This window comes from Pseudomonas sp. Sample_16 (genome assembly GCF_004307665.1).
Lineage (GTDB): Bacteria > Pseudomonadota > Gammaproteobacteria > Pseudomonadales > Pseudomonadaceae > Aquipseudomonas.
Genome location: NZ_RCOB01000006.1, coordinates 1 through 12,635, shown reverse-complemented (window position 1 = coordinate 12,635; position 12,635 = coordinate 1). Strand labels below are relative to the sequence as shown.

13 protein-coding genes are annotated in these 12,635 nt (G+C 60.9%); 11 read left to right on the top strand and 2 right to left on the bottom strand.

Going from position 1 to position 12,635, the window contains the following annotated elements:
* Nucleotides 1–5 precede the first annotated feature (5 nt).
* Together D8U69_RS00505 and D8U69_RS00500 are read right to left on the bottom strand one after the other, a co-directional pair.
* Complete coding sequence (locus tag D8U69_RS00505) at nucleotides 6–1,322, bottom strand: bifunctional DedA family/phosphatase PAP2 family protein (protein WP_056855812.1); 1,317 nt, start codon at nucleotides 1,320–1,322, stop codon at nucleotides 6–8.
* Nucleotides 1,323–1,414: 92 nt separating this feature from the next.
* A complete protein-coding gene (locus tag D8U69_RS00500) occupies nucleotides 1,415–2,113 on the bottom strand; it encodes a DNA-3-methyladenine glycosylase (protein WP_130903865.1) in 699 nt (232 codons plus the stop codon).
* A 190-nt stretch (nucleotides 2,114–2,303) separates the two neighbouring features.
* Between D8U69_RS00500 and D8U69_RS00495 the strand changes: the two genes are divergently transcribed.
* The 11 genes from D8U69_RS00495 to lipB form a co-directional block, all read left to right on the top strand.
* Complete coding sequence (locus D8U69_RS00495) at nucleotides 2,304–3,575, top strand: glutamate-5-semialdehyde dehydrogenase (RefSeq protein ID WP_130903864.1); 1,272 nt, start codon at nucleotides 2,304–2,306, stop codon at nucleotides 3,573–3,575.
* A gap of 46 nt (nucleotides 3,576–3,621) precedes the next feature.
* Complete coding sequence (nadD, locus tag D8U69_RS00490) at nucleotides 3,622–4,266, top strand: nicotinate-nucleotide adenylyltransferase (RefSeq protein ID WP_162250584.1); 645 nt, start codon at nucleotides 3,622–3,624, stop codon at nucleotides 4,264–4,266.
* A gap of 73 nt (nucleotides 4,267–4,339) precedes the next feature.
* A complete protein-coding gene (gene rsfS / locus D8U69_RS00485) occupies nucleotides 4,340–4,834 on the top strand; it encodes a ribosome silencing factor (RefSeq protein ID WP_056855808.1) in 495 nt (164 codons plus the stop codon).
* Between the two features lie 9 nt (nucleotides 4,835–4,843).
* Nucleotides 4,844–5,311, top strand: coding sequence for a 23S rRNA (pseudouridine(1915)-N(3))-methyltransferase RlmH (gene rlmH / locus D8U69_RS00480; protein ID WP_003185785.1), 468 nt, complete (start codon nucleotides 4,844–4,846; stop codon nucleotides 5,309–5,311).
* 10 nt (nucleotides 5,312–5,321) lie between these two features.
* Entirely contained in the window at nucleotides 5,322–7,217 is a 1,896-nt protein-coding gene (mrdA, locus tag D8U69_RS00475; RefSeq protein ID WP_056855807.1) for a penicillin-binding protein 2, read from the top strand.
* A 31-nt stretch (nucleotides 7,218–7,248) separates the two neighbouring features.
* Nucleotides 7,249–8,352 (top strand): rod shape-determining protein RodA, encoded by a 1,104-nt coding sequence (rodA, locus tag D8U69_RS00470; RefSeq protein WP_056855903.1) that lies wholly within the window; start codon nucleotides 7,249–7,251, stop codon nucleotides 8,350–8,352.
* Between the two features lie 17 nt (nucleotides 8,353–8,369).
* Nucleotides 8,370–9,380: a lytic murein transglycosylase B gene (mltB, locus tag D8U69_RS00465; protein WP_056855806.1), complete on the top strand. Its 1,011-nt coding sequence runs from the start codon at nucleotides 8,370–8,372 to the stop codon at nucleotides 9,378–9,380.
* A complete protein-coding gene (locus D8U69_RS00460; RefSeq protein ID WP_130903860.1) occupies nucleotides 9,380–10,387 on the top strand; it encodes a septal ring lytic transglycosylase RlpA family protein in 1,008 nt (335 codons plus the stop codon). The genes mltB and D8U69_RS00460 overlap by 1 nt, the downstream gene beginning before the upstream one ends.
* A gap of 197 nt (nucleotides 10,388–10,584) precedes the next feature.
* Complete coding sequence (locus tag D8U69_RS00455) at nucleotides 10,585–11,742, top strand: D-alanyl-D-alanine carboxypeptidase family protein (RefSeq protein WP_056855804.1); 1,158 nt, start codon at nucleotides 10,585–10,587, stop codon at nucleotides 11,740–11,742.
* Nucleotides 11,743–11,825: 83 nt separating this feature from the next.
* Nucleotides 11,826–12,101 carry a DUF493 domain-containing protein gene (locus D8U69_RS00450; protein WP_056855803.1) on the top strand — a complete coding sequence of 92 codons (276 nt, stop codon included), beginning with the start codon at nucleotides 11,826–11,828 and terminating at the stop codon, nucleotides 12,099–12,101.
* Nucleotides 12,101–12,635 (top strand): lipoyl(octanoyl) transferase LipB (gene lipB / locus D8U69_RS00445; protein WP_130906440.1); only part of this gene is annotated, 535 nt, incomplete at its 3' end. The genes D8U69_RS00450 and lipB, both read left to right, overlap by 1 nt.

Below are 12,635 nucleotides of genomic sequence, written 5' to 3'. Positions count from 1 at the left end.
GCTGGTTAATAGGCGTACCGCAGCATCGTATGCGGCAAATGCCGCAACACAAAGAACCCGAACAGAGCCACCAGCGACGGCAAGATCAGCCACCAGACCTTCGGTGGCATGGAATTGAGCTGAACCTTGCGCTGGCTCAGCCACAGGCTGGCCGCGCAGACGCAGGCCGCCAGCATCGCACCGGCCAATACATCGGTTGGCCAGTGCGCGCCGAGATAAACCCGCGACAGGGCAATTGCCAGTGCTGGCAAACAAGCCACCAGCAACCAGGTCAGACGCATCCGCGGCGGTTGTCCGCGTCCCGCCAGCACGGCCAGAGTCAGGAACAGCGCAAATGCGCCGGATGCATGACCGCTGGGCATGCTGTAGCTGGTCAGGGGATCGCTCAGCACTTCCGGCCGCACGCGGGCGAAAAAGCCTTTGGTCACGGTATTGGCCAGCGCAGTGCACAGCAACGTGCCGCAAGCGAAGATCGCCTGGCGCCATTGTCGGGTGATCAGCAGAAGCGCCACCAGCAAGGCACTGAACAGCAGCATGATGTGGAATTCGCCGATCAGCGTGAGGACGACGGCCACTTCATCGAGTGCGGGTTTGCGATGCTCCTGCACCAGGGCCATCACGCCTTGATCCAGCGCGGTCAGGTGTGGATAACCGACGAACAGCCCGGCGAGAATCAGCAGGCTCATCCCGGTAATGAAAACGGTGGCGTTGCGATGTCGGCGCAAACTGCTGGTTGCACTCAATCCGACCATCACGGCGATGGCGCCGGCGACGATCCCGGCCTCAGGCCAGAAACCTTCAGGCAGCGGCAGGCGGATCGCTGCCCCGGTGGCCCAACCCGGCAGCAGATACGCCACCGACCAGCCTGCGCCAGCCAACAGGCTGACGGCGAAGAAACGCGGGAAAGGCATGTCGAACATGCCGGCCACCATCGGCAGCATCGGGCGCAACGGGCCGATAAAGCGTCCGACCAACAGGCTGGCGATGCCGTAGCGCTGGAAGTATGACTCCGCCCCGGCGATCCACTCGGGGTGATGACGCAAGCCTGGCAGGCGCCGGATGTTCTGGTGGAAGTGGCGCCCCAGGAAATACGACACCACATCGCCCAACACGCCGGCGAGGAAACCCAGCAATAGCGTTTCACTCAGCGACAACGCCCCACTGCCTGCCAGTACCGCGACGGCAAACAGCAACACCGTGCCGGGCACGATCAGGCCGGCAATCGCCAGGCATTCGACAAAGGCCACGATGAAAACCGCCGCCGCCAGCCATTGCGGGTTGACCGTCAGCCACCCGGTCACGCTATCGAGCCATTGGCCCATAAAGACAACTCCATTGAATGTTCAGTTGATCCTGTTGAGAACACATCACTCTGAATACACCCGCTCCCACAGGAGTCAGTGTTGGTCAGCATTCAGCCCAGCATAAAATAGTCGCGCCCTTCGACCTGACCCCGTCGCAGCGGGTTCCGTGTGCACCAGGCAGCGTAGGCCGAGTCGACAAAGCGGTACATCAGATGTTCATCTCGTCCATGGGGGATGCCCAGGCGCGTGGTCTGGATAACGTGGGCAGGGGACTGGCCGACATCTTCAACCAGCAGCACCTCGTGGTCGAAGCGCTTGGCATCCCAGACCGGTACCTTCAGCCCCAACGACTTGCACAGCAGGGTTTGCCCGGCGCAGAGCTTTTGCGGTGGGCGAGGGCGGCCCCGGGCGTCGGGGTTGTTCAACAGCATCTGCGCCAGGCTCGCCGGGCCGCTCACGTCGTCGACCCACGGGTAAGCCGATTTGATCAGCACTGCGTTGCCCGGACCTTGGGCGCTGAAGTTCAGGGAGTCGCCACCCCGGGCGTAATACATATAAATGTGACCGCCATCCAGAAACAAAGCCTTACGTTTTTCTGTGTAGCCGAGCGACGCATGACTGCCTTTTTCGGCGCAGTAATAGGCTTCGGTTTCAATGATCCTTGCGCTGAGCCACAGTCCGTTGACCCGATGCCGAATGACTTTCCCGAGCAGGTCCCGGGCAAGAATTTGCGCGTCGCGGTCGAAAAATGCGTCCGCAAGGCCCGTGGGCAGGCTCATGGCGGACGTTCGGACAGTCAGATTGGACATGATGAACAGTGTTTATCAGGGCTGATTGAGTGGTGATGATAACAATTTGCAGCTTAATCCCGGCTGAACGTCGGCAATTTGCTCTCCATTTCGACCATCCGCCCGTCACCGCTGTTAGTCAGGAGGCACGACAGCTATAATCTGCCGCTTTACTCTTTACCAAGACCTTAGAAAAGACCACGCCCAGACCATGACTGAGTCCGTTCTTGACTACATGACCCGCTTGGGTCGCGCCGCCCGCGAAGCTTCCCGCGTGATTGGCCGCGCCAGCACTGCGCAGAAAAACCGCGCCTTGCAGGCCGCCGCCAACGCACTGGACGCCGCCCGCGCCGAGTTGACCGCAGCCAATGAGCTGGACTTGGCAGCCGGCCGCGCCAACGGTCTTGAACCGGCTTTGCTTGAACGCCTGGCGCTGACGCCGGCGCGTATTGACGGCATGATCGTCGGTTTGCGCCAGGTGGCCGCGCTGCCGGACCCGGTCGGAGCGATCCGTGACATGAGTTTCCGTCCGTCGGGTATCCAGGTCGGCAAGATGCGCGTGCCCTTGGGCGTCATCGGGATCATTTACGAATCCCGTCCGAACGTCACCATCGATGCCGCCAGCCTGTGCCTGAAATCCGGCAACGCGACCATTCTGCGTGGCGGGTCGGAGGCCATTCATTCCAATCGTGCCATCGCTGCCTGCATCCAGCGCGGACTGGCCGAGGCCGAATTGCCGGCCGCGGTGGTGCAAGTGGTCGAAACCACTGACCGTGCCGCCGTCGGCGCGCTGATCACCATGCCCGAATACGTCGATGTCATCGTGCCTCGCGGCGGTCGCGGCCTGATCGAGCGCGTCAGTCGAGATGCTCGCGTGCCAGTGATCAAACACCTGGACGGCATTTGCCACGTTTACGTCAGCGAACACGCGGACCTGGCGAAGGCCCAGCGCATCGCGTTCAACGCCAAAACCTACCGTTACGGCATCTGCGGTGCCATGGAAACGCTGCTCGTCGACCAAACCGTCGCCAAAGATTTTCTTCCGGCGATGGCGGCCCAGTTCCGCGAGAAAGGTGTCGAGCTGCGTGGCTGTGAACGCACCCGGGCAATCATCGATGCCGTGCCGGCCACCCTCGATGACTGGAGTACCGAGTACCTCGACGCGATTCTGTCGATCCGCGTGGTCGACGGGCTGGAACAGGCTATAGAGCACATCAACCATTACGGCTCGCACCACACCGATTCGATTGTCAGCGAACACCAGGGCGACACCCGGCGTTTCGTGGCTGAAGTCGATTCGTCGTCGGTGATGATCAACACCCCGACCTGCTTTGCCGATGGCTTCGAATACGGATTGGGTGCCGAGATCGGCATTTCTACTGATAAGCTGCACGCCCGCGGCCCGGTCGGCCTCGAAGGACTGACCTGCGAGAAGTACATCGTGGTCGGTGATGGCCAGTTGCGCGGACAGGAGCCGGTCTGACTTGGGCGACTTCGACCCGTCAGCCCCGTCGACCGTCAGCGAGCCAGTGCCTCGCCGTATTGGCGTGCTGGGTGGAACGTTCGACCCGGTGCACATCGGTCATTTGCGCGGTGCGCTGGAAGTTGCCGAGACCCTGGGCCTCGATGAGCTGCGCCTGACACCAAGTGCCAGGCCGCCCCATCGGAATACGCCGCAGGTGTCGGCGAAGGACCGTCTGGCGATGGTCGAGTGCGCGGTGGCCGGTGTGGCACCGTTGGTGGTGGACGCCCGCGAATTGCAGCGGGACAAACCGTCCTACACCATTGATACCCTGGAGTTGATGCGTGCCGAAATGGCCGCCGAGACCCAGGTTTTTCTGCTTTTGGGCTGGGACGCATTTTGCGGCCTGCCCACTTGGCACCGCTGGGAAGAGTTGCTCCAGCATTGCCATATCCTGGTGTTGCAACGCCCGGATGCCGACAGCGAACCGCCGGATGCCTTGCGCAACCTGCTGGCAGCGCGCTCGGTGAGCGACCCGCTGGCCCTCAAAGGGCCGAGCGGACAGATTGCATTCGTCTGGCAGACACCGCTCGCGGTATCCGCCACCCAGATCCGTCAACTGCTGGCCAGCGGTAAGTCGGTACGTTTCCTGGTGCCCGACGCGGTCCTGGCCTACATCGATGCGCACGGACTCTACCGTGCGTCGAACTGAATAGGAGTGCCTCAAGGCACGTGGCAACAACGTGTATTGAAGCGCCCGAACAAACGAGCAAAACGAGTTTTTTATGACGAACAACGAAGTAAACAAAGTTAAGCGCAAAGGCACGTTCAAGAGTGCCCCGCTGCCTGAGAAAGTCCTGGCTGCCGAGCCGCCTAAAGGCGACGAACTGGTCAAGATCGCGGTAGCGGCCCTGGAAGACGTCAAGGCCCAGGACGTTCTGGTCATCGACGTTCGCGACAAGCAGAGCATCACCGACTACATGATCATCGCCACCGGTACTTCCAACCGCCAGATCGGCGCGATGCTGGACAAGGTTCGCGAAGCCGTCAAAGCCTTGGGCATCAAGCCGCTGGGTGAAGAAGGCAAGGGCGACAGCGACTGGGTGCTGCTGGACATGGACGACGTGATCGTCCACATGATGACCTCCAACGCCCGTCAGTTCTACGACCTGGAGCGCCTGTGGAAAGGCGCCGAGCAGAGCCGTGCCGCCGACGGCAAACACCACAGCCCTGAAGTTGGTCACGAGCATTTCAACAAGCTCAACAAAGACCAGGAATAAGGAACGGCTGTGCGACTGCGACTGATCGCCGTCGGTTCCCGCATGCCCAAGTGGGTGGAAGAAGGCTGGCATGAATATGCCAAGCGTCTTCCGTCCGAGCTGGCGCTGGAACTGGTGGAAATACCGCTCAATACCCGGGGCAAGAACGCCGACGTGGCGCGCTTTATCCGTCAGGAAGGCGAAGCCATGCTGGCCAAGGTCGGGCCGAACGAGCGTATTGTCACCCTCGAAGTCCACGGCAAGCCCTGGAGTACCGAGCAACTGGCGGTGGAACTCGATCGCTGGCGGCTGGACTCGCGCACTGTCAATTTCATGGTCGGTGGCCCCGAGGGGCTGGCGCCGGAAGTCTGTGCCCGCGCCGATCAGCGTTGGTCGCTCTCGCCGTTGACGTTGCCGCATCCGTTGGTGCGCATCCTCATCGGCGAACAGCTGTATCGTGCCTGGACAGTTCTGTCCGGCCACCCTTACCACAAGTAGTTCTGCCCTCATGCCTCAGCCGATCCGCATCAAGGACCACGAAAAAGACGCCCGTCTGGTGCGTGGCCGCGTCGTGTTCGGGGCAATTGCCGTGGTGGTGCTGATTGGCGTGCTGATCGCGCGTCTGTATTTCCTTCAAGTGATCCAGTACGACTACCACTCGACCCTGTCGGAAAACAACCGCGTCCACGTACAACCGATTCCGCCGACTCGCGGCTTGATTTTCGACCGCAACGGCGTGGTGATCGCCGACAACCGGCCGAGTTTCAGCCTGAGCATGACCCGCGAGCGGTCCGGCGACTGGCAGCAAGTGCTCGACGTCATCGTCGAAGTATTGGAGATGACGCCCGAGGACCGGGTGATTTTCGAAAAGCGCATGCGTCAGGGACGTCGGCCGTTCGAGCCGGTGCCGATCCTGTTTGAGCTGACCGAAGAACAGATTGCCCGGATCGCCGTCAACCAGTTCCGCCTGCCGGGCGTGGAAGTGGTGGCGCAACTGGTTCGCCACTATCCGCAGGGCGCGCACTTTGCGCACTCGGTGGGTTACATGGGGCGGATCAACGAGAAAGAGCTCAAGACCCTCGACCCGGTCAATTACAGCGGCACCCATCACATCGGCAAAACCGGTATCGAACGCTTTTACGAGCCCGAACTGCACGGCCAGGTGGGTTACGAAGAAGTCGAAACCAACGCTCGGGGCCGCGTTTTACGGGTACTCAAGCGTACCGATCCGATTCCCGGCAAGGACATCGTGCTGAGCCTGGACATCAAGTTGCAGGAAGCCGCTGAAGCCGCGCTCGGCGGGCGGCGCGGCGCTGTCGTGGCGCTGGACCCGAAAACCGGTGAAGTGCTGGCGATGGTCAGCCAGCCGAGTTTCGATCCGAACCTGTTCGTCACCGGCATCAGCTTCAAGGCCTATTCCGAACTGCGCGATTCCATCGACCGGCCGTTGTTCAACCGCGTCCTGCGCGGCCTGTATCCACCGGGATCGACGATCAAGCCAGCGGTGGCGATTGCCGGTCTTGACGCGGGCGTGGTGACAGCGTCGAGCCGGGTATTCGATCCGGGCTACTACATGCTGCCCAACTACGACCACAAGTATCGCAACTGGAACCGCACCGGCGACGGCTTCGTCGACCTCGATACGGCGATCATGCGTTCCAACGACACCTACTTCTATGACCTGGCGCACAAGCTGGGGATCGATCGGCTGTCGGCCTACATGACCAAGTTCGGCATCGGCCAGAAAGTCTCTCTGGACATGTTCGAAGAGTCGCCTGGCTTGATGCCGTCCCGCGAGTGGAAGCGTGCGACCCGCCGTCAGGCATGGTATCCGGGCGAAACGCTGATTCTCGGGATCGGTCAGGGCTACATGCAATCGACTCCGTTGCAGTTGGCCCAGGCCACCGCGCTGGTGGCCAACAAAGGCATCTGGAATCGCCCGCATCTGGCCAAGACCATCGAAGGCGCGAAGCCGGTGGATGAAAATCCCATGCCGGACATTATCCTGCGCGACCCGTCGGACTGGACCAAGGTCAACCACGGCATGCAGCAGGTCATGCATGGCGCCCGGGGCACCGCGCGCAAGGCTTCGATCGGTGCGCAGTACCGGATCGCCGGCAAGAGCGGTACGGCTCAGGTGGTGGCGATCAAGCAAGGCGAGAAGTACGACCGCTCCAAGGTTCAGGAGCGCCACCGTGACCACGCTTTGTTCGTTGGCTTTGCGCCGGCCGACGACCCGAAAATCGTGGTGTCGGTGATGGTGGAGAACGGCGAGTCCGGCTCCGGCGTGGCAGCGCCCGTGGTGCGTCAAGTCATGGACGCCTGGTTGCTCGATGAGAGCGGTCATCTGAAAGCCGAATACGCCAGTCCTATCAGCGCGGAGGCTACGGCCCGTGAAGAATAATTTCGATCGCATGCTTTCCAGCGAGGATGTGATGCGTCGCCGGGCGACGTTGTTGCAACGCATGCACATCGACGGCCCTTTGCTGATCCTGTTGCTGACCCTCGCCGCCGGCAGCCTGTTCGTGCTGTATTCGGCCAGTGGCAAAAGTTGGGATCTGCTGGGCAAACAAGCCACCTCGTTCGGTATTGGCCTGGTGGCGATGATCGTCATCGCCCAATTCGAACCGCGATTCATGGCGCGTTGGGTGCCGCTGGGCTACGTGGTCGGTGTGATGCTGCTGCTGGTGGTGGACATCATGGGCCACAACGCCATGGGCGCGACACGCTGGATCAATATTCCCGGGGTGATCCGCTTCCAGCCCTCGGAGTTCATGAAAATCCTGATGCCGGCGACTATCGCCTGGTATCTGTCCAAACGCAGTCTGCCACCGCAGCTTAAACACGTGGGCGTCAGCCTGATGCTGATCGGCGTGCCGTTCATTTTGATTGTGCGGCAACCGGACCTCGGCACCTCGCTGCTGATCCTGGCCGGTGGTGCATTCGTGCTGTTCATGGGTGGCCTGCGCTGGCGCTGGATTCTCAGCGTACTGGCCGCAACGGTGCCCGTGGCCATCGCCATGTGGTTCTTCGTCATGCACGATTACCAGAAGCAGCGGGTCCTGACGTTCCTCGACCCTGAGAGTGATCCGCTGGGCACTGGCTGGAACATCATTCAGTCGAAGGCCGCCATCGGTTCCGGCGGCGTGTTCGGCAAGGGGTGGCTATTGGGCACCCAGTCGCACCTGGACTTTCTCCCGGAAAGCCATACCGACTTCATCATTGCGGTCATGGGCGAAGAGTTCGGTCTGGTGGGCATTTGCGCGCTGTTGTTGATCTACCTGCTGTTGATCGGGCGCGGGCTGGTGATTACCGCCCAGGCCCAGACATTGTTCGGCAAGTTGCTGGCCGGCGCGCTGACCATGACGTTTTTTGTTTATGTTTTCGTCAATATCGGTATGGTCAGCGGCCTGTTGCCGGTCGTGGGGGTGCCGTTGCCGTTCATTAGCTACGGAGGAACTTCGCTGGTGACGCTGCTGTCAGCGTTTGGGGTTTTGATGTCGATCCATACCCATCGTAAGTGGATCGCACAGGTTTGAATAAGGTGAAGAGTTCAATGCAAGTAATGCGTGGCTGGGCGACTCGATACGCGCCGTGGGTCGGCCTGGTAAGCATCCTTGGCACTGCGCAGGAAGCGTTGGCCGGCGATTACGAAGGCACACCGCAAGTGGCCGAATTCGTCGGTGAAATGACCCGCGACTACGGTTTCGCCGGTGAACAGTTGATGGGCGTGTTTCGCGAAGCCGAGCGCAAACAGTCGATCCTGGACGCTATTTCGAAACCCGCCGAGCGGGTCAAGCAGTGGAACGAATATCGCCCGATGTTCATCACCGACGCGCGTATCGCCCGTGGCGTGGATTTCTGGCGCCAGCACGAAGCGGTGCTGGCCCGGGCTGAACAGGAATACGGCGTGCCGGCTCAGGTGATCGTCTCGATCATCGGCGTCGAAACCTTTTTCGGTCGCAATACCGGCAATTTCCGGGTAATCGATGCGTTGTCGACCCTGGGTTTCGACTATCCTCCCCGTGCCGAATTTTTCCGCAAGGAATTGCGTGAGTTCCTGCTGCTGGCGCGTGAAGAGCAGGTCGACCCGTTGACCCTCAAAGGCTCCTACGCCGGGGCCATGGGGCTGCCGCAGTTCATGCCCAGCAGCTTTCGCGCCTATGCGGTGGACTTCGACGGTGACGGCCACATCAATATCTGGAACAACCCGGACGATGCCATCGGCAGCGTCGCCAGCTACTTCAAGCGCCATGGCTGGGTCGCCGGCGAACCGGTGGTCAGCCGCGCCGATGTGCGGGGCGAACAGGTCGATGCAGGTTTGACCACCGGCATCGAGCCGACAAAAACCGTTGGAGAGTTGCGGGCCTTGGGCTGGTCAAGTCATGATGCGCTGCGCGATGATATGCCGGTTACCGCTTTCCGGCTGGAAGGCGACAAGGGGCCTGAATACTGGATGGGCCTGAAGAATTTTTACGCGATCACGCGTTATAACCGCAGCGTGATGTACGCCATGGCCGTACATCAACTGTCTGAACAGCTGGTCCAAGCACGGGGCGTCAAGTAATGCGGGCATTGCCTATGAATAAACCCCTGAAGCTGATGGCACTTGCCGCGTTGGCAGTGCTGGTCGCCAGTTGTTCGACCAGCCGCCCGCCGGCCCAGAAGTCTCCCACGACCGTGCGCTCGACGCCGGGGCTGGACATCAACCGGGCACACAAGGATGGCGCACCGTGGTGGGATGTCGACGTTTCGCGCATCCCGGATGCCACGCCGACCCTGCACACCGGTCCATACAAGGCCAACCCTTACACGGTGCTGGGCAAAACCTATTTCCCGATTCAAGAATCCAAGACCTACGTACAGTCCGGTACGGCGTCCTGGTACGGCACCAAGTTCCACGGTCAGAACACCGCCAACGGCGAAGTGTATGACCTGTACGGCATGAGTGCTGCACACAAGACCTTGCCATTGCCAAGTTACGTTCGGGTGACCAACCTGGACAACAACAAGACCGTGATCCTGCGCGTCAACGACCGCGGGCCGTTCTATTCGGACCGCATCATCGATTTGTCCTACGCGGCCGCCAAGAAACTCGGTTATGCCGAAACCGGCACTGCGCGGGTCAAGGTCGAAGGCATCGATCCGCAGCAATGGTGGGCCGCCAAGGGCCGTCCGGCGCCTTTAATGCTCAACGAGCCGCAAGTCGCGCAGAATAGCGCGCCGGTCATCACGGCTTCGGCCGGTACAGTCGAACAATGGACTCCGCCGCCGCAGCAACACGCCGCCGCCGTTGTTCCTGTTCAAATCGATGCAAAAAAAAACGCTTCTGCACCAGCGTCTGGCCAGTATCTGCAGGTGGGCGCCTTCGCCAACCCGGACGCTGCCGAGCTGCTGAGGTCGAAGCTCAGCGGGATGGTGAGCGCTCCGGTGTTCATCAGCTCGATCGTGCGCAATCAGCAGACCCTGCATCGGGTGCGCCTGGGGCCAATCGGTTCACCGGGTGAAATCCAGCAAGTGCAGAACAGCGTGCGCCTGGCCAACCTCGGTTCGCCTAGCGTCGTGACCGAGTAAGCCACTGAGTAACACGTAGAACTTGATTGACGGTTCATCTGCGGTTTTGGGGGGTGAACCAGGTTGTTGGCTCGTCGAAGAACAAAAGCCCGGCAAAGGGTGGCTGGAGTGAGCAACTGAACACGCGATAACCCGTTAGAAGGTTATTTGATTAGTTTTGCCTTCGGGCAGTTTCCATTAGCGATTTCGAGAGACGGATGAACATCACCACCTTTGCCAAACGCCTGTGCCTTCTAGTCCCGCTGCTCCTCTCGCCAGCCGCTTTCGCGGTCGAGATGATGCCGTCCCCACCGCAACTGGCCGCCAAGGCCTACGTGCTCATGGACGCCAGCAGCGGCAACGTGCTGGTCGAAAACAATGGTGACCAGCGTCTGCCGCCAGCCAGCCTGACCAAGCTGATGACCGCGTACATCGCGACGCTGGAAATCCGTCGTGGCCAGATCGGTGAAAACGATCCGGTCACCGTCAGCGAAAACGCCTGGCGTACCGGTGGTTCGCGGATGTTCATCAAGGTCGGCTCGCAAGTCACTGTCAGCGACCTGCTGCACGGCATCATCATTCAGTCGGGCAACGACGCCAGTGTTGCGCTCGCCGAGCACATCGCCGGCAGCGAAGACGCGTTCGCCGACATGATGAACAAAACCGTTGGCGACCTGGGCATGACCAACAGCCACTTCATGAACCCGACCGGTCTGCCGAACCCTGAGCACTACTCGTCGGCTCACGACATGGCCGTGCTGGCTCGCGCAATCATCCACGAAGACCCGGCTCACTACGCGATCTACTCGCAGAAAGAGTTCTTCTGGAACGGCATCAAACAGCCGAACCGTAACCTGCTGCTGTGGCGCGACAAGACGGTCGACGGTCTGAAAACCGGCCACACCGACGAAGCAGGCTACTGCATGGTGTCCTCGGCCGTGCGTGATGGCATGCGTCTGATCGCCGTGGTGTTCGGCACCAACAGCGAAGTGGCTCGCGCCGCCGAGACCCAGAAGCTGCTGACCTACGGGTTCCGCTTCTTCGAAACCCAGACCTTCTATCAGAAAGGCGCCGAGCTGGCTCAGGCTCCTGTCTGGAAAGGCGCCACCAATCAAGTCAAGGCCGGCCTGGCCCAAGACCTGACCATGACCCTGCCCAAAGGCCAGCTGAAAAAGCTCGCTGCCAGCATGACCATGAACCCGCAACTGGTTGCACCAATCGCCAAGGGCGACGTGATCGGTAAAGTCGAAGTCAAACTGGACGAAAAAGTCGTGCACAGCGCCGACCTGATCGCTCTGGACGGCGTCGAAGAGGGTGGTATCTTCCGCCGCATGTGGGATAGCATCCGTCTATTCTTCTACGGCTTGTTCAACTGATAGTGTGCACCTGCAAGGCCCTGCGCTGATCCGGCGCGGGGCTTTGCCGTCGCCACGGCTTACGCTTACGAGGCCGTTACGCCATGACCGATACCGAAGTAAAGGCGCCCAAGATCGAATTCCCTGCCACTGATTACCCGGTCAAGGTGATCAGCGACACGGGTGTGGGCAACAAGGACAAGATCATCGACATCGTCCGCAAACACGCCAAGATCAATGATGAGCGTGTTGACGAGCGTCAAAGCAGCAACGGTAAATACACCACCATCCAGTTGCACATCGTCGCGACCGACCAGGACCAGCTGTACAACATCAACAGCGAACTGCGGGCCACCGGTTTCGTGCACATGGTGCTGTGATGTCCGGCACGCTGGGCTTTCGCGAGCTCGGCCAGATGGCTTACGAGCCGGTCTGGCATGCCATGCAACGCTTCACCAACGAACGCGGCAGCAGTGCGCCCGACGAGATCTGGCTGGTCGAGCACCCGCCGGTGTTCACGCAGGGCCAGGCCGGCAAGGCCGAGCATTTGCTGCTGCCGGGAGATATTCCGGTGGTGCAGGTCGACCGGGGTGGGCAAGTCACGTACCACGGCCCCGGGCAACTGGTGGCTTACCTGTTGCTCGACGTGCGCAAGCTGGGTTTTGGTGTACGTGATCTGGTGAGCCGCATGGAGTCATGCCTGATCGAGCTGCTTGCCAGCTACGGCGTGACCGCGGTGGCCAAACCGGACGCGCCGGGTGTTTATGTCGACGGTGCGAAAATCGCTTCCCTGGGTCTGCGGATCCGCCACGGTTGTTCCTTTCATGGCCTGGCCTTGAATGTGGACATGAACCTGGAGCCGTTTCGACGGATTAATCCCTGCGGCTACGCCGGGCTGGCGATGACCCAGCTGA

Coding starts and splice junctions, on each gene's coding strand:
- mltB (WP_056855806.1), top strand. CDS start 8,370: ATGCAAGTAATGCGTGGCTGGGCGACTCGATACGCGCCGTGGGTCGGC.
- mrdA (WP_056855807.1), top strand. CDS start 5,322: ATGCCTCAGCCGATCCGCATCAAGGACCACGAAAAAGACGCCCGTCTG.
- D8U69_RS00500 (WP_130903865.1), bottom strand. CDS start 2,113: ATGTCCAATCTGACTGTCCGAACGTCCGCCATGAGCCTGCCCACGGGC.
- D8U69_RS00455 (WP_056855804.1), top strand. CDS start 10,585: ATGAACATCACCACCTTTGCCAAACGCCTGTGCCTTCTAGTCCCGCTG.
- rodA (WP_056855903.1), top strand. CDS start 7,249: ATGCGTCGCCGGGCGACGTTGTTGCAACGCATGCACATCGACGGCCCT.
- D8U69_RS00460 (WP_130903860.1), top strand. CDS start 9,380: ATGCGGGCATTGCCTATGAATAAACCCCTGAAGCTGATGGCACTTGCC.
- D8U69_RS00495 (WP_130903864.1), top strand. CDS start 2,304: ATGACTGAGTCCGTTCTTGACTACATGACCCGCTTGGGTCGCGCCGCC.
- D8U69_RS00505 (WP_056855812.1), bottom strand. CDS start 1,322: ATGGGCCAATGGCTCGATAGCGTGACCGGGTGGCTGACGGTCAACCCG.
- rsfS (WP_056855808.1), top strand. CDS start 4,340: ATGACGAACAACGAAGTAAACAAAGTTAAGCGCAAAGGCACGTTCAAG.
- D8U69_RS00450 (WP_056855803.1), top strand. CDS start 11,826: ATGACCGATACCGAAGTAAAGGCGCCCAAGATCGAATTCCCTGCCACT.